The organism is Tessaracoccus pujii (genome assembly GCF_054483895.1).
In genome coordinates, this window is record NZ_CM137012.1 from 3,164,781 (window position 1) to 3,180,678 (window position 15,898).

The window sequence follows — 15,898 nt, forward strand, 5'->3', positions numbered from 1 at the left end:
GGGGTCCACGGGCGCGGAAACGATCCCCCAGTGCGGGTGTCCCCGCCTGGGTCCACGCGGGGACACGCGCACTGGGGGATCGTTCCCGCGGCCCAGGGCGCCCCACTCAGTCCGCGACGGCGGCGCGGGCCGCCACGAACGCCGCGACACTCGCGTCCAGGTCCTCCCGCGACAATCCCGCCGACATCTGGGTCCGGATCCGCGCCGCACCCCGAGGCACGACGGGGAAGGAGAACGCCCGTACGTACACTCCCCGCGCGAGCACCTCATCGGCCATCCGGGCGGCCAGGACGGCGTCGCCGAGCATCACCGGCACGATCGGGTGGTCCGACTCCGGAATCTCGAAACCCTCCTCCACCATCCGGCGGCGGAAGTAGGCCGTGTGCCCGGCCAACCGGTCCAGCAGATCCGACGACGTCTCCAGCAGGTCCAGCGCAGCGATGGTCGCGGCGGCGATCGACGGTGCCAGCGAGTTGCTGAACAGGTAGGGCCGCGACCGTTGACGCAACAGTTCCACCACCTCCCTCCGTGCGCAGGTGTAGCCGCCCGACGCCCCGCCCAGCGCCTTGCCCAGCGTGCCGGTGAGGATGTCCACCCGCTCCGTGACGCCGAACCGCTCCGGGGTACCGGCCCCCGTGGCGCCGACGAAGCCCACCGCGTGCGAGTCGTCCACCATCACCAACGCGTCGTATTCATCGGCCAGCGCGCAGATCTCGTCCAGCGGTGCGACGTAGCCGTCCATCGAGAACACGCCGTCGGTGGCGATCACCCGGTGGCGCGCCCCCCGCGACGCCTCAAGCTGCGCGCGCAGGTCCGCCATGTCGCGGTTGCGGTAGCGGTAGCGCGCGGCCTTGCTGAGGCGGACGCCGTCGATGATCGACGCGTGGTTGAGCTCGTCGGAGATGATCGCGTCCTCCGCGCCGAACAGGGTCTCGAACAGTCCACCGTTGGCGTCGAAGCACGAGGAGTAGAGGATGGTGTCCCACCCGTCGTGCCCGTTCCTCCCGCTGCGCAGGAACGCGGTCAGGCGCGCCTCCAGGTCCTGGTGCAGCGTCTGCGTGCCGCAGATGAACCGGACCGACGCCATGCCGAAGCCCCAGCGGTCGTACGCCCGTTTGGCCGCGTCGATGAGCACCTTCGAGTTCGCCAGCCCCAGGTAGTTGTTGGCGCACAGGTTGATCACCTCGCCTGACGGCGTGCCGACGTGCGCGGCCTGCGCCGTCGTCAGCGGCGCCTCCGTCTTGTACAGCCCGTCGTTCCGCAGCTGCGTGAGCTCGCTGCGGATGTGGTCCAGGAATGACATGGTGGTCCTCACTCGTCCCAGGTCAGGATGACTTTGCCCGCGTGCCCGGCGGCCGCGACGTCGAACGCCTCGCGGAACGACGCCGCGGGGAATCGGTGCGTGATGACACCCGAGATGTCCAGCCCGGAGCGCAGCAACGCGCTCATGGCGTACCAGGTCTCGAAGATCTGCCGCCCGGTCACGCCCTGGATGGTCAGCATGTTGAAGATGATGGTGGCGAAGTCCACTTCCAGCGGCCTCGTCGGGGTGCCAAGCAGCGCGATCCGACCGCCGTGTGTCATGTGCTGGATCATCGACGTGAGCGCCGCGCCCGAGCCGGACATCTCCAGGCCGATGTCGAACCCCTCGTGCATGTCGAAGCGCCCGTAAACATCCGCCAGGTTCTCCCGCGACACGTTGACGGTGTTGCTCAGGCCCACCCGTCGCGCCAGTTCCAGCCGCTCGTCGCCCAGGTCCGTGATGACGACGTTGCGCGCACCCTGGAACTTCGCGACGAGGGCGGCCATGATGCCGATCGGCCCGGCGCCGCTGACGAGCACGTCCTCCGCCAGCGCGGGGAACTGCAGCGCGGCGTGGACGGCGTTGCCGAACGGGTCGAAGATCGCCGCGACGTCCGGGTCGACGGGCGAGTTGTGCACCCACACGTTGCCTGCCGGCATGGCGAAGTACTCGCAGAATGCGCCGTCGACGTGGTACCCGATGCCGCGGGTGTTGCGGCAGAGGTGCCGCCGCCCGGCCAGGCACGCCCGGCAGCGCCCGCACACGTAGTGCCCCTCGCCGGAGACGAACTGGCCCACATCGAGACCGGTCACCGACGAGCCGAGCTCCACGATCTCGCCGCAGAACTCGTGTCCCAGCACCCGTGGGGTGGTGACCACCTGCGACGCCCAACCGTCCCAGCCGTCGATGTGCAGGTCGGTTCCGCAGATGCCTGTCCGCATCACCCGGATCAGGACCTCGTTCGAACTCGGGGTGGGGCGCGGCAGCTCGATCAACTCCAGCCCCGGGCCCGGCCGCGTCTTCGCCAGCGCCAACATGTGCCCCATCGTGGCAGATACCCCCGCCGGGCACGACTGAGGGGCGGGATCGCTAGGTTGGAGGCCGATCCGTCATCGACGACGGCGCCGGACACGAGAGGGGGAGCCGTGGGCCCAGTGGTGCGGACCGTCACGTTCAACACCGGCTTCGACGATCACTTCCTGGTCGACGGCGTGACCTGGGGCGGCGTCGAGCAGGCGCGCTCGTTCGAGTCGGTGCCCTCCGGCAAGGGCGTGTTCGTGGCGCGACGTGTGGTGCAGTGCGGCGTGCCGGCGCACGCGTACTACCTGATCGGGGAGGGCGAGCGCGCGCTGCACGGGGGCGCCGTCGAGGCAGCGGGCGTGACCGTGCACAGCGTCCCGGTGCCAGGGCGAACCCGGCACAATCTGACGCTCCTCATGGAGGACAGGGTGGCTGCGCACATGGTCTCGCCAGGGTATCAGCTGGCCTCGGCCGCCCCGGCCGAGGAGTTGCTGGCTCGGGTGGTCGCGGATGCGCAGCCGGGTGACGTCGTGACGCTCAACGGGTCCGTCCCCGCGGTCGTGCCGCCGGAAGCGCTCGCCGGCACGGTGCGGGCGCTCGTTGCGCTGGGAGCGCGGGTGATCTCGGACAACCAGGGCCCGTACCTCGTCGCGGCCGTCGGCACCGGTCTGCTGTCGGCCGTCAAGCCCAACGACGACGAGGTTCGCGCGCTCGGAGCGCTCCGCCGGGCCGACGACGTGGCCGGGCACCTGGCGACGCTGGCGGGCCACGGGGTGGGGTTGCCGATCATCACGCTCGGCGCCGGAGGGGTGGCCTACCTCGACGGTGGGGTCGCGTGGCGGGGCGGATGCCCGGTGGATCGGCCGCGGCTGTCGGTGGGGGCGGGTGACGCGTTCGTGGCGGGGCTGGCCGTCGGGGTGCTCGAGGGTCGCGGCGTGCGCGACACCGTGGCGTGGGCGTCGGCCTGCGCGGCCGCCCACGTGGCAGGCGTGCACGACGCAGCCTTCCGCACCGCCGCACTGGGTGGTGTCGCCCGGTTCCGTTCGGAACCGGCCTAGCCGGCTCCCTTTCCGCGGGCGGTGGACGGACGTAGGCTGGCGACATGTGTCGCAACATCCGGCCCTTGAACAACTTCGAGCCCCCCGCCACGCACGACGAGGTGCACGCTGCCGCCCTGCAGTACGTGCGGAAGGTGGCGGGTTTCACCAAGCCGAGCAAGGCGAACGAGGAGGCGTTCCTGCGCGCTGTCGAGGCCGTGGCGGCCGTCACGGATGACCTGCTCGACGAGCTGGTCACCACCGCCCCGCCCAAGGACCGCGACGTCGAACGCATCAAGGCGCAGGCCCGCGCCGCCAAGCGCTACGGCACCGAGGCTGCGTCGTGAGCGCCGCGGCCGAGTTGCACGTCGGGGCCACGCTGACGCCGTCGAAGCTGGAACTCCTGCAGCAGTGGCTGCCCGGCCAGCACTGGTTCAAGGGAGACCACGCCACGCTCGAGCGCGCCGCCTACTTCCGTTTCGTCGACCCTGCCGGCGAGGTCGGCCTGGACTGCATGGTGGTGCGCTCCGGCCTGGAGTACTACTTCGTTCCGGTGACCTGGCGAGCGGCACCCCTCGACGGCGCGGACCTCATCGGCACGCTGGAGCACTCCGAACTCGGGCTGCGGTACTGCTACGACGCGGCCACTGATCCGGTGTTCGTCGACGAAGCGTCGCGCGTCATCCGGGAGGCGGATCACCAGGCCGGCCTCCGCGATGCGCACGGCGCGCAGCTGCCCATCTCCATGACCGCCCAGGGCACCGGAACGCTCCCGGGTGAGGGCGAGCGCCTGGAGGTCATGCGCCTGCTCGAGCGCGCCATCCCCACGCCGGACAACGCGGCGGGCTCACTGATCGGACGGTGGACGGACCACGACGGCCCGCGGCACGACGTGCTGGCCATCCTCCACTGAGGGGGTGTGTCGCAGCGTTTGCAGCGTCCTGACGCAGGACACTAGAAGCCGAGGCCCTCCGCCATCGACCGGATGTGTTCCGCGCTGGCGCGCAGCCGCGACAATTCCTCGCCCGAGACCGGGAGCTCCAGCTGCGTCCCCGCGCCGTCGCGCCCCACCACCGTCGGCACCGCCATGCACACGCCCGAGATGCCGTGCCAGCCCTCCAGCATCCGCGACACCGGCAGCACCCGACGCTCGTCGCGTAGCACCGATTCGATGATCCTCGTGGCCGCCAAACCGATGGCGTAGTTGGTGGCTCCCTTGCCCTCGATCACCTCGTAGGCGGCGTTGACGACGCGGTGGGCGATGGCCTCGCGCTCCGCCGCGCCCAGCCGCCCCGTCGTGCGCTCCCATTCCGTCAACGGCACGCCGCCGATGGTGGCGGTACTCCACATCGGGGTCTCGGTGTCGCCGTGCTCCCCGCACACGTAGGCGTGGACGTTGCCCACCGCGACGTCACAGGTGGTGGCGATCAGTTGCCGCAGCCGCGACGAGTCCAGCACCGTGCCGGATCCGAAGAGGCGGTTCGACGGCAGCCCACTGATCTTCAGCGCGGCCTGCGTGGTGACGTCCACAGGGTTGGTGACCATGATGAATGTCGCGTTCGGCGACCGCTCAACCAGCGGGGGGATAACTTTCTGCATGAGGGACACCGTCGACCCGGCCAGGTCCATCCGGGTCTGGCCCGGCTTCTGCTTCGCCCCGGCGGTCACGACGACGACGTCCGAGCCCCGCGTGATGTCCACGTCGTCTGAGCCTTCGATCACCGCCTCGGGGAGGAACTGGCCGCCGTGCGCCAGGTCCAGAGCCTCGGCGCGCACCTTGGGTCCGTTGACGTCGTGAAGCACCACCCGCCTGGCCACGCCTCGGATGAGGGCCGCGTAGGCCAGTGATGATCCGACCGCGCCGGCGCCGACGATGGCAAGCTTGGCGCCTTCTCTGAACTGAGTCCCTGTCATGACACCGATCCTCTCATCCGCGGGCGAGCAGCTCCGCGTGTTATGTGGCCACGGATCAGGAGAGCTCCGCGTCAACCGCGGAGTTCCAGGATTGCAGCGAACGCACCCCGGGCGCCCCACGGCGCAGGGATTCGATGCCCTGCACGCATGCCGCGAGGGCCTGCGCCGTGGTGACGCAGGGCACGCCGGCGAGGATGGCCGCGCCGCGGATCTGCCAGCCGTCCTTTCGGGGGCTGCCATGGAGCGAGTGGCCGTGCGGCGTGTTGACCACGAGGTCGATCTCGCCCGCCGCGATGGCCTGCACCACCGTCGGCTCACCATTTGGACCGGGACCCTGGGACGCCTTCCGCAGCACGGTGACCGCAACATCGTGGCGACGCAGCACCTGCGCCGTCCCCTCGGTGGCCAGGATCCGGAACCCGAGGTCGGCTAGCCGCTTGATCGGGAAGATCGCGTGCCGCTTATCGCGGTTTGCCACCGAGACGAACACCGTCCCACCTGTGGGAAGCGTGGCAAACGATGCCGACTGACTCTTGGCGAAGGCGGTGCCGAAGGCCGTGTCGAGCCCCATGACCTCACCTGTGGACCTCATCTCCGGGCCGAGCAGCGTGTCGACCCCGACGCCGTCGGCGCTGCGGAACCGGTTGAACGGCAACACGGCCTCCTTTACGGCGATAGGTGCCGACTCCAGTGGTGTCGCGCCGTCTCCCGAGGAGCGGAGCAGGCCCTCGGACCGGAGCTCGGCGATGGTCGCGCCGAGTGAGATGCGGGCTGCGGCCTTGGCCAGAGGCGTGCCGGTGGCCTTCGAGACGAATGGCACGGTCCGCGATGACCGCGGGTTGGCCTCGAGCACGTAGAGCGCATCGCCGAGCAGCGCGTACTGGATGTTGAGCAGGCCCTTCACCCCGATCCGTTGGGCAATGATCTCGGTGGAGCTGCGGATCTGGTCGATGGTCTCGCTACCCAGGGTGATCGGGGGCAGGGTGCAGGCCGAGTCGCCGGAGTGGATGCCGGCCTCCTCGATGTGTTCCATCACGCCGCCGACGTAGAGCTCCGTCCCGTCGTAGAGCGCATCGACGTCGATCTCGATCGCGTCATCGAGGAACCGGTCCACGAGCACGGGGTTCGAGGGGTCGATCTCGGTTGCGCGCTGGATGTAGTTGACCAGTGAGGCGTCGTCGTAGACGATCTCCATGCCGCGCCCGCCCAGCACGTAGCTGGGGCGAACCAGGACGGGGTAGCCGATCGCGTGGGCGACCGCCAGCGCCTGTCCGGCGGTGACGGCCGTGCCGTGCTGCGGGGCCAGCAGGCCGGCGGAGCTGAGGAGGGCGCCGAATGCTCCGCGATCCTCGGCCAGGTGGATGGCCTCGGGCGAGGTGCCCACGATGTGGACTCCGCGGTCCTTGAGCGCCTGCGCCAGCTTCAGCGGGGTCTGCCCGCCCAGCTGCACGATCACGCCGGCCACGGGCCCGGCCGCGAGCTCGGCGTGGACCACCTCCAGCACGTCCTCCAGGGTCAGGGGCTCGAAGTAGAGCCGGTCGGTGGTGTCGTAGTCGGTCGAGACTGTCTCGGGGTTGCAGTTGACCATCACCGTCTCGTAGCCGGCATCCCGCAGCGCCATGGCCGCGTGCACGCAGGAGTAGTCGAACTCGATGCCTTGGCCGATCCGGTTGGGGCCGCTGCCCAGGATGATGACGGCTGGCCGGGTCCGCGTCTCCACCTCGGTCTCCTCGTCGTAGCTGGAGTAGTGGTACGGCGTCCGGGCCGCGAACTCGGCGGCACAGGTGTCCACCGTCTTGTACACCGGCCGGATGCCGAATGCCCATCGAAGGCCCCGGACCACGTCGGGGCTGAGGTTGCGAAGGGCGGCGATCTGATCGTCGGAGAGGCCGTGTCGCTTGGCGAGCCTCATGAGACCGCCCGTCAGCTCCGGGGCCGCGCGCACCTGGTCGGCCGTTTCGCGGATCAGTTGCAGCTGGTCGATGAACCACGGATCGATCCTGGTGGCTTCGACCACCTGTGCCGAGGTGGCGCCGGCGCGCAGCGCTCGCATCACGAGGGCGAGGCGGTGGTCGTGCGGGCGGGCGGCGCCGCGCAGCATCTCTTCCACGCTCTCGGTGATCGGGCTGGTGAAATCGAAGAGCGCCGACGGCTCCTCCAGCGAGCGCAGGGCCTTGCCGAGTGCCTCGGTGAAGTTCCGGCCGATGGCCATGGCCTCGCCCACTGACTTCATGTGCGTGGTGAGGGTGCCGTCAGCGGTGGGGAACTTCTCGAACGCGAAGCGCGGGCACTTGACCACCACGTAGTCCAGAGACGGCTCGAACGAGGCGGGGGTCTCGCCGGTGATGTCATTGGGGATCTCGTCGAGGGTGTAGCCCACCGCCACTTTCGCCGCGATCTTCGCGATCGGGAAGCCTGTGGCCTTCGAGGCCAGCGCAGAGGATCGCGACACGCGCGGGTTCATCTCCACCACTATCAGCCGCCCGTCGACAGGGTTGATCGCGAACTGGACGTTGCAGCCGCCGGTTTCGACGCCGACCGCTCTGGTCACCGCGATGGCCACGTCGCGCATGGCCTGGTACTCCCTGTCTGTGAGCGTCATGGCAGGGGCCACCGTGATCGAGTCCCCGGTGTGCACGCCCATGGGGTCGAAGTTCTCGATGGAGCACACGATCACGACATTGTCCGATCTGTCGCGCATGACCTCCAGTTCGTACTCCTTCCAGCCGATGATCGACTCCTCGATCAGCACCTCGGTGACCGGTGACGCCGACAGGCCTGCCCCGGCAATCCGGATCAGTTCCTCGTCGCTGTAGGCGATGCCCGAGCCGAGGCCACCCATGGTGAAACTCGGACGCACCACGATGGGGTATCCGAGGGTCGTCGCGGCGGCCAGAACCTCGTCCATGGCGTGGCAGATTCTCGAGCGTGCCACGTCGGCGTGAGCACCGGGCACCTCGAGCGAGGTGACGATCTGGTTGAACTCCAGCCGGTTCTCCGCCTTTTCGATGGCGTCGACGGAGGCCCCGATGAGCTCGACACCGTAGCGAGCCAGCACTCCGGTCTTGAACAGGCTCATGGCGGCGTTGAGCGCGGTCTGGCCGCCAAGCGTCGCGAGGAGGGCATCTGGGCGCTCTGCGGCGATGATCTGCTCGAGGTACTCAGGCCTGATCGGTTCGATGTAGGTGGCGTCGGCGTACTCGGGGTCGGTCATGATGGTGGCCGGGTTGGAGTTGACCAGGATCACCCGGAAGCCCTCCTCGCGCAGGACGCGGCAGGCCTGGGTGCCGGAGTAGTCGAACTCGCAGGCCTGGCCGATGGTGATGGGGCCGGAGCCGATCACCATGATGGAGGAGATGTCGGTGCGGCGGGGCATCAGACGTCCTTTCCTGTCATGATGTCGACGAAGCGGTCGAACAGGTAGCCGGCGTCGTGCGGTCCGGCGGCCGCCTCCGGGTGGTACTGAACCGCGAAGGCCGTCAGCCGGCCGGAGTCGTTGCGCAACTCCAAGCCCTCGACCACGTTGTCATTGAGGCAGACGTGGGACACGCGTGCCTCTCCCCAGCGGGTGGCGACGGACTGGCCCAGGGGTGCGTCGACGGCGAACCCGTGGTTCTGCGCGGTGATCTCGACCATGCCCGTGGTCAGGTCCATCACCGGCTGGTTGATGCCGCGATGTCCGAACTTGAGCTTGTAGGTGCCGAACCCGAGGGCGCGGCCGAAGATCTGGTTGCCGAAGCAGATCCCGAAGTAGGGCAACCCCGCGTCCAGGACGTCGGTGAGAAGATCGACCGCGCGGCCGGCTGCCGCCGGGTCGCCGGGTCCGTTGGAGAAGAAGACCCCGTCGGGACTCACTGCGCTGATGTCGTCGAGGGTGCTCGCCGCAGGCAGGACATGCACCTCGATTCCGCGCTCGGCGAGCCGGGTGGGGGTCATGTCCTTGATGCCAAGATCGATCGCTGCGACTGTGAAGCGTTTCCTGCCCACTGCAGGGACGATCTGCGTCGAAGCGACGGTGACATCGGCCACGAGGTCCGCCCCCCGCATGGGCGGCGTTTCCAGCACCCGCACGAGCAGTTGCTGCGGGTCGGTCTCGACGGTCGAGATTCCCACCCGCATCGCGCCGTGGTCACGGATGTGGCGGGTCAGCGCCCGGGTGTCGAGGTCGGCGATGCCGACTATCCCTTGCCGACGCAGTTCGTCGTCCAGCGACCGATGGGAGCGCCAGCTTGATGGAATCCGGGAGGGGTCGCGGACCACGTATCCGGCCACCCAGATCCTGTGCGACTCGTTGTCCTGGTCGTTCCAGCCGGTGTTGCCGATGTGGGGCGCCGTCGCGATCACCACCTGGCGGTGGTAGCTGGGATCGGTGAGGGTCTCCTGGTAGCCCGTCATGCCCGTGGAGAAGACCGCCTCCCCGAAGGTCTCTCCGGTGGCGCCGAACGACGTGCCGTAGAAGGACCGCCCGTCCTCCAGAACCAGCAGTGCAGGAATCGGAGAACGGGCGGTCCTCTCCGAAGCCTCGGTAGAACTGTCCTGAGCAGGGGGGGCGCTCATGTGATCTGTTCCAGGAGGCTGGTCTCTACGTCGTACAGGAAGCCGCCCACCCTGATCCGGTCGGCGATCAAGGGGTGCTGCCGCAGCAGTGCGACATCGGCGTGGATCCGGCCATGCTGGTCCGGGTCCGCGCCGATGGGCAGGGTGCCGAGGTCCGTGCCGGTCGTGTCCACCACGCGCTGGCGAATGGCATCGTCGTCGCCACTGGCCATCGCGCACCGGGTGTGCTGGACAACCAGGATCCGATCGACGTTGAGCAGGTGCACCGCAAGCACGCATCCGGTGAGGGCATCCGGGGTGACGTGACCGCCGGGCGTTCGCAGGATCTTGGCGTCGCCCAGCGTGAGGCCGATCATCTCGAGCGGCTCGAGCCGAGAGTCCATGCAGGTCACTATGCAGATGCCGGCGTGCGCGATGCCATCGAAGGCGCGGGGGCCGGACCGTGCGTAGCGTCGGTTCGCGACGAGCAGGTCGCCGAAGGTGGTCTCGTCCATGGCGCTAATGTAGCAGTGTGACACGCGAATCACAATTCTGGTAATATCGGCGCAACAACCCTCCGGGCGAAGTGCGGGCCGCCTGCAGGGCGTCAATTCACAACAGAATTACGGCGGCACGGGTGGATCGGACTGGTTCACAGTCCCTACGGGTGGCCCCGCTGTGGTCGGACGTTGCTGCGGCGCGCAAGCGAGTGCCAGGAAGTCGGCAATGCCGACGTCGGCCTCCAGGGGGTGCCGCAGGTAGGTGTTTCCGGCCAGTCGATACTGATTGCGTCGCCCCGACTTCTCCTTGATCACGTAGCCCTGGCTCACCAGTTCGCTCACGATCTGTTGGACGGCCCGCTCGGTGATGCCCACCTGCTGCGCAATGTCCCGCATCCGCGCGCTGGGGTTCTTGGCCAGTGCCACCAGGACATGGCCGTAGTTGGAAAGAAAGGTCCAGTCGCCAGCTACCATGGTGAACCATAATACGCGAGTTCATGTTCAGGAAACAGGTGCTTCAATGACCACTCCACTTACCGCAGCCGAGGCGATCCACTGTGACTCGGACTCCGACGGCCTCGAGCGCCTTCTGGAGGCGGACATCGACCTCCTCGCTGAACTCCATGATCAGGTACTGCGGGAATCGGGTGCTGGTGAACTCGCCACGCTGATGCGTCGGCTCCAGGATTTGGCTGCCCGCGCCGCCGATGGTGGTGATGCCGACCAACCTGGGCGGATCGTCGAAGCGATCAGCGCTGCTCAGGCGCTGCAGCTCGCGCACGCGTTGACCGTGCATTTCCACCTCATCAATCTCGCCGAGGAGCGTTACCGTTCCCGGCTCATCCGAGGGACGCAGTCCGATCTGGCGGGCACCGCTCCTGATGTGTGGCCGGCGGTCGCCGCGCTCGGGCCGGCCGCCGCGCGGGTGGAGGGGCTGCGCATCCACCCGGTATTGACCGCGCACCCCACAGAGGCCCGCCGACGCGCAGTGTCCTCGGCGCTCAACCGCATTGCCGAGCAGTTGGACGAGTACGACGACAGGGGTGCTGGTTCCCAGATGAAGGCGTTCGCTCGCCGCCGGATGCTGGAGGAGATCGATATCCTTGGCCGGACCTCACCCCTGCGGGCCACCCCGCCACATCCGTCGGACGAGGTGCGCACCATCATGTCAGTGTTCGACCAGACCCTGTTTCGCGCCGTGCCACGGCTCTACCGCACGGTCGAGGCGGCGATCGCCAACGGCGACTCGGGGCATCGCCGACCGGTGGTGCCGGCATTCCTGCGATTCGGCTCCTGGGTGGGCGGGGACCGCGACGGCAACCCGTTCGTCACGGCTGAGGTCACCAGGCAGACGATGACCATCCAGGCCGAGCACATCCTCAAGGCGCTGGCCGCCGGGACCGAGCGCGTCGCCCGCACCCTGACGATGAGCGAAGAGGCCAGCCCGCCGTCACCCGAACTCGCCAACGCACTGGCCCGAGACGCCGTGACAGCACCGGAGATCTTCAACGCCATCAGCAAGTCCTCACCCGGTGAGCCGCACCGCCAGAAGTTGCTGTTCGTGGCCAACCGGCTCACCGCCACCCGCCAGGGCCACATCGATCTCGCCTATCGCGACCCCGGTGAGCTGGTGGCCGATCTCACCCTCATCCAGACGTCCTTGGAGCGGGCCGGGGATGCGCGGGCGGCCTTCGGGGAACTGCAGCACGTGGTGTGGCTGGCCCAGACCTTCGGCTTCCACCTGGCAGACCTGGAGGTGCGTCAGCACAGCGCCGTCCATCGGGCTGCGCTTGACGAACTGCTGGGGCAGCTGGACTGGGACCCGCAGGCGCAAGGCAGCCCCACGCGGCTGCAGCTGCTCGACTCGTTGACCGTCAACGGGTGGCCAGCGCACGTACAGGCCGTCACCGACAGCACTCGCGAGGTGCTCGACACGATGCGGGTGATGGCCTGGTTGCAGGGCCGCTGGGGGGTGCAGTCCTGCGGCCGCCATGTGGTGAGCTTCACCCAGACGTCCGAGCACCTCGTCGCAGTACGGGCACTTGCCAGACTGGCCGTCGGTGACAGCCCCATCAGGCTGGACGTGGTGCCACTGTTCGAGACAGGGGAGGATCTGCGCGGGGCGGTCGACGTACTGGAGGAATGGCTCACGCTGGAGAGCACCTGCCGCTGGCTCGAGGACGTCGACCGCCACGTCGAGGTGATGGTCGGCTACTCGGACTCGGCCAAGGATGTGGGGCCGGCCAGTGCAACCCTGACCCTCTACCAGACTCAGACCGAACTGGTGGAGTGGGCCAACCGCCATGGCATCGAACTCACGCTCTTCCACGGTCGAGGTGGCTCCCTCGGGCGCGGCGGTGGCCCGGTGCACCGGGCCATCCTTGCCCAGCCGCCGGGATCGGTCTCGGGTCGGTTCAAGGTCACGGAACAGGGCGAGGTCATCTTCGCGCGCTACGCGGATGTGACGCTGGCCCAGGCTCACCTGGAACGGCTCACCTCTGCAGTGCTGCTCGCCGACACCGACGATGTGGTCCATCGCAACCGCACGGCGGCTGAGGAGTTCAGCGATGTCGCCTCCACTGTCGAGCGCGTCTCCCGCGAGACCTATCTCAACCTTGTGGGCCAGCCGGGGTTCGCCGACGTCGTCGCGGAGTCCAGCCCGCTCGAGGAACTGGGGCAGCTCCGGCTGGGATCCCGCCCGGCCCGGCGCAGCGGTGCCGAGAAGGGCAGGGACCTCAGTGATTTCCGAGCCATCCCCTGGGTGTTCGCATGGTCGCAGATCCGAGCGAATGTACCCGGGTGGTTCGGGCTGGGCTCCGGGTTGGCTGCGGTGGGGGACATGGAGCGCCTTCGTGCGGCCTATTCCCAATGGCCACTGTTCGCCAGCATGATCGACATTGCTGAGATGAGCCTTGCGAAGGCGAACCCGCGCCTGGCGGAGTCCTTCCTCGCCTTGGGTGGGCAGCCCCTCATCACCCGCGCGGTCCTCGCCGAGTTGAAACTGACGCGCCGTTTCGTCCTCGGGATCCTGGATCAGCAGGAGCTCCTGGAGTGCAAGCCGCGGCTCCGTACACGGGTGGCGCTGAGGGCGCCGTCGATCGACGCGCTCAGCCATCTCCAGCTCAGGGCGCTGCGCATCATCCGTGACTGCCCCTCCGTCAACGCTCGTGCGGATCAGGATCGTGACCTGTGGACCCGGGTCCTGTTGACCACAGTGAACGGGGCGGCGGCCGGCCTGCAGAACACGGGATAGCCCAAATCGCCAGGCGGGACTGGGCCGTGGCCGGCTCAGCCGGCAATGGTCAGTCGCGGATGATCATCGCCAGGCCCCCGAAGGCCGGAAGCTCGACGGTGAACCCGCCCAGGTCGTCGACCACGCCGACCTTGCGGCGGGTGCTGAGGTCGAATACGCGGCCCGCAGGAAGGTGCTCGGACTGGACCCGCGCTTCGATCTTCTCGCCGCCGAAGTTGAGTGCTGTGATCTGGATGGCGCCGATCTCCAATTCGTTGACCAGCACCAGCAGCGCCTTGTGGCCCACCTCCGGCACGTCGATCAGCCGCCCCGACGCCAGCCCGTTGCGCTTGCGCACCTTGAGGATGGCGGCGAGCCGCGACGCGAAGGAGCTGTCGCGCTTGAGCTGCTCAGGTAGGGGCCCGTAGAGGGTACGGGCAAGCGGTATGTTGGAGGAGGACTTCTTCACGTCGGGCGCCACGCCGAGGATGTCGTAGGCGCCGCGCTCGATCCAGCGCGTATCGCCGCTGCTGATCAGGCTCTTGACGGCGTCGCGTTCGAGCGGCAGCGCGCCGACCAGATCCCACCCGGACAGCGCGAACACGCCGGGCTGCCACGCGTTGTACATGCACAGGAGCAGGTGGGCGGCGGCGATCCGGCGGACGTCACCGTCGGTGATGGTGTTCAGATCCGTGATGCCGAGCGACGCGGTGATGATCGACGCGGTGGTGCTGGCGATCCCGTTCTGCGTGAAGACCGCGTTGTAGGGTCCCGCGTCCCCGGTGAGGGTGGCGCGCATGGTCTGCTGGACGTGCTCGGCCAGCTCGGCGCCGGTGTAGTCCACCCCGCCGAGGGTGTAGGTCTCGTCGCGGTGGGCGGCGGCGAAGTGGACGAGTTCGTAGGTGAGTTCGTCGTGGTTCTGCAGCGCGTGCACCAGCGACGCCTGGTCGATGCCGATGTCCATGGCCTCCCGGAGGACGAGCCGCAAGAACTCGGTGTCGGTGGTGGCCAGGGCGAACTGGGCGGCGGGGCGGGTGATGAAGTCGTACGACAGGTCCGGGCCGACGGCGCTGGTGCGCTGGATGTCGTCGATGGCCAGGTTGAGCTCCTGGAACGTGAAGCCTCCCACCTTGCGCACCAACGACCCGATCAGCTGGTTGGCGGCCTGGGACAGGGGGTGGCCCTCGGACCAGGCAGGCCGGTCGAAGGAGCGCTCCACCCCGAGGAACCCGTTGGCGTCGAGGCGGAGGCCGCCGGAGCCGAGGTCCAGCAGCGAGTGAAGCGCGTCGCCCATCACCAGCCGCATGCCGGCGCAGGTCGGGTCCAGCCAGTTGATCGTCGGCTGGCCCTCCTTGAAGTAGTGCAGGTACACCCAGCGCCGCACGGTGCCCTTGTAATCGCGGATCGGCGGGGTGACGGACCAGTTGGTCTCCTTGACGCCGGGCTCGTAGAAGATGACGCGCTGCAGGGCGCCGATGATGTAGCCCTCGTCGGCCAGCGCCTTCTCCGCCTCGGCGGTGAGGTTGATCGAATCGCGACCCTCGGGCACGTCCGGCAGCAGGTGCCACGCCGGCTCCGGGATGTCGACCATGTGGTAGATGCCGGGGTAGTCGCGGTAGTTCAGCTCCGCCAGCCGGAAATCGGCCCCTTTGCCGGTGTGGCCGGGGACGATGTCGTCGATGATCGTGCCGTGGTGCTTGGCGGCGGTCTCACCGATTTCGCGGAACTCGTCCTCGGTGCCGAAGAGGGGATCGATGGCCATGGACATGCGGTCGAAGTGGCCGTCGACGCTGGGCGTCACGTCCCAGCCGTCGAGGCCGCCGGCCAGCTTCACGGGGCCCGTGTGGACGGCGTCGATCCCGACGGCGGAGAAGGCCTCCCACAGCTCCGTGGATCCCAGGGCGCCGAGGAACGACTGCCCGGGGGCTGTGATGTGGGAGAGCGGGTAGGCGGTGTACCAGACGGAGGCGCGCTGGAGCGCGGCCCGCGGGTTGGGGTGGGCGTACGGGTTGGACCACATGGTGTGCTTGCCCGCCAGCTGCCGCGACACCTTCTCCGCGTCGTGCAGCATGGACTGCTCCTCCAGCCACTCGACGTACGCGCGGTTGGCGCCGGAGGGCTCGAACGGTGGGGTGATCGGGCTCTCGTCCCCCTGCCGCCGACGGGCGCTCGGGCGCAGGCGCGCCGGGCGCGCGGCGAATCGGGCCTCGTCGAAGGTGATCTCGGGCATCTCCTCCTCGTGGGACTCGACCGCGGCGGCAGGCGGGGACGCCTGTGCCGTGTCGTCGGCCTGGGCAGGGTCGTCGGTGCGCTTGATCACGCGTCAGAGGCTACCGGCCCCCACCCGGCCCCCGCG

12 protein-coding genes are annotated in these 15,898 nt (G+C 68.7%); 4 read left to right on the forward strand and 8 right to left on the reverse strand.

Annotation, left to right across the window (positions count from 1 at the left end; genetic code table 11):
- Positions 1-106 precede the first annotated feature (106 nt).
- Together kbl and tdh are read right to left on the reverse strand one after the other, a co-directional pair.
- Positions 107-1,303 (reverse strand): glycine C-acetyltransferase, encoded by a 1,197-nt coding sequence (kbl, locus tag ACX1D0_RS14725; RefSeq protein WP_459018743.1) that lies wholly within the window; start codon positions 1,301-1,303, stop codon positions 107-109.
- A gap of 8 nt (positions 1,304-1,311) precedes the next feature.
- The gene (gene tdh, locus ACX1D0_RS14730) at positions 1,312-2,340 is read right to left on the reverse strand and encodes an L-threonine 3-dehydrogenase, zinc-binding type (protein WP_459018744.1); all 1,029 of its coding nucleotides are present in this window, start codon (positions 2,338-2,340) and stop codon (positions 1,312-1,314) included.
- Between the two features lie 108 nt (positions 2,341-2,448).
- Between tdh and ACX1D0_RS14735 the strand changes: the two genes are divergently transcribed.
- Genes ACX1D0_RS14735 through ACX1D0_RS14745 form a run of 3 tightly spaced genes read left to right on the forward strand, consistent with a single transcriptional unit; the run spans position 2,449 to position 4,273 of the window.
- Positions 2,449-3,381: a PfkB family carbohydrate kinase gene (locus ACX1D0_RS14735; protein ID WP_459018745.1), complete on the forward strand. Its 933-nt coding sequence runs from the start codon at positions 2,449-2,451 to the stop codon at positions 3,379-3,381.
- Positions 3,382-3,425: 44 nt separating this feature from the next.
- On the forward strand, positions 3,426-3,707 hold the full coding sequence (locus ACX1D0_RS14740) for a DUF2277 domain-containing protein (protein ID WP_459018746.1): 282 nt from the start codon (positions 3,426-3,428) through the stop codon (positions 3,705-3,707).
- Entirely contained in the window at positions 3,704-4,273 is a 570-nt protein-coding gene (locus tag ACX1D0_RS14745; RefSeq protein ID WP_459018747.1) for a maltokinase N-terminal cap-like domain-containing protein, read from the forward strand. Before ACX1D0_RS14740 ends, ACX1D0_RS14745 begins: the two co-directional genes overlap by 4 nt.
- A gap of 41 nt (positions 4,274-4,314) precedes the next feature.
- On the opposite strand, the gene ACX1D0_RS14750 is transcribed toward ACX1D0_RS14745, so the two are convergent.
- The 5 genes from ACX1D0_RS14750 to ACX1D0_RS14770 all read right to left on the reverse strand — a co-directional run bounded on the left by ACX1D0_RS14750 (position 4,315) and on the right by ACX1D0_RS14770 (position 10,784).
- Positions 4,315-5,274 carry an L-lactate dehydrogenase gene (locus ACX1D0_RS14750; RefSeq protein WP_459018748.1) on the reverse strand — a complete coding sequence of 320 codons (960 nt, stop codon included), beginning with the start codon at positions 5,272-5,274 and terminating at the stop codon, positions 4,315-4,317.
- 55 nt (positions 5,275-5,329) lie between these two features.
- Positions 5,330-8,650 carry a carbamoyl-phosphate synthase large subunit gene (carB, locus tag ACX1D0_RS14755; RefSeq protein WP_459018749.1) on the reverse strand — a complete coding sequence of 1,107 codons (3,321 nt, stop codon included), beginning with the start codon at positions 8,648-8,650 and terminating at the stop codon, positions 5,330-5,332.
- Positions 8,650-9,831 (reverse strand): glutamine-hydrolyzing carbamoyl-phosphate synthase small subunit, encoded by a 1,182-nt coding sequence (gene carA, locus ACX1D0_RS14760; RefSeq protein ID WP_459018750.1) that lies wholly within the window; start codon positions 9,829-9,831, stop codon positions 8,650-8,652. Before carA ends, carB begins: the two co-directional genes overlap by 1 nt.
- The gene (locus ACX1D0_RS14765) at positions 9,828-10,325 is read right to left on the reverse strand and encodes a beta-class carbonic anhydrase (RefSeq protein ID WP_459018751.1); all 498 of its coding nucleotides are present in this window, start codon (positions 10,323-10,325) and stop codon (positions 9,828-9,830) included. Before ACX1D0_RS14765 ends, carA begins: the two co-directional genes overlap by 4 nt.
- Before the next feature lie 108 nt (positions 10,326-10,433).
- Positions 10,434-10,784: a helix-turn-helix transcriptional regulator gene (locus tag ACX1D0_RS14770; protein ID WP_459018752.1), complete on the reverse strand. Its 351-nt coding sequence runs from the start codon at positions 10,782-10,784 to the stop codon at positions 10,434-10,436.
- 46 nt (positions 10,785-10,830) lie between these two features.
- Between ACX1D0_RS14770 and ACX1D0_RS14775 the strand changes: the two genes are divergently transcribed.
- Complete coding sequence (locus tag ACX1D0_RS14775; RefSeq protein WP_459018753.1) at positions 10,831-13,563, forward strand: phosphoenolpyruvate carboxylase; 2,733 nt, start codon at positions 10,831-10,833, stop codon at positions 13,561-13,563.
- A gap of 49 nt (positions 13,564-13,612) precedes the next feature.
- Here ACX1D0_RS14775 and treS read toward each other — a convergent pair whose 3' ends face one another.
- Entirely contained in the window at positions 13,613-15,862 is a 2,250-nt protein-coding gene (gene treS, locus ACX1D0_RS14780; RefSeq protein ID WP_459018754.1) for a maltose alpha-D-glucosyltransferase, read from the reverse strand.
- Positions 15,863-15,898 lie beyond the last annotated feature (36 nt).